Source organism: Staphylococcus sp. HMSC067F07 (assembly GCF_001837405.1).
GTDB classification, from domain to species: domain Bacteria; phylum Bacillota; class Bacilli; order Staphylococcales; family Staphylococcaceae; genus Staphylococcus; species Staphylococcus capitis.
The window spans coordinates 1-621 of sequence record NZ_KV832233.1; the positions used below are offsets into that span (position 1 = coordinate 1).

Here is a 621-nt window from a genome sequence, read left to right on the forward strand (position 1 = left end):
TAACTATAACGGTCCTAAGGTAGCGAAATTCCTTGTCGGGTAAGTTCCGACCCGCACGAAAGGCGTAACGATTTGGGCACTGTCTCAACGAGAGACTCGGTGAAATCATAGTACCTGTGAAGATGCAGGTTACCCGCGACAGGACGGAAAGACCCCGTGGAGCTTTACTGTAGCCTGATATTGAAATTCGGCACAGCTTGTACAGGATAGGTAGGAGCCATTGAAACGTGAGCGCTAGCTTACGTGGAGGCGTTGGTGGGATACTACCCTAGCTGTGTTGGCTTTCTAACCCGCACCACTTATCGTGGTGGGAGACAGTGTCAGGCGGGCAGTTTGACTGGGGCGGTCGCCTCCTAAAAGGTAACGGAGGCGCTCAAAGGTTCCCTCAGAATGGTTGGAAATCATTCACAGAGTGTAAAGGCATAAGGGAGCTTGACTGCGAGACCTACAAGTCGAGCAGGGTCGAAAGACGGACTTAGTGATCCGGTGGTTCCGCATGGAAGGGCCATCGCTCAACGGATAAAAGCTACCCCGGGGATAACAGGCTTATCTCCCCCAAGAGTTCACATCGACGGGGAGGTTTGGCACCTCGATGTCGGCTCATCGCATCCTGGGGCTGTA

General features: G+C 53.3%; 1 rRNA gene. It reads left to right on the forward strand.

Annotation, left to right across the window (positions count from 1 at the left end):
* Window positions 1-621, forward strand: a 23S ribosomal RNA gene (locus HMPREF2706_RS03295); the annotation flags it as partial.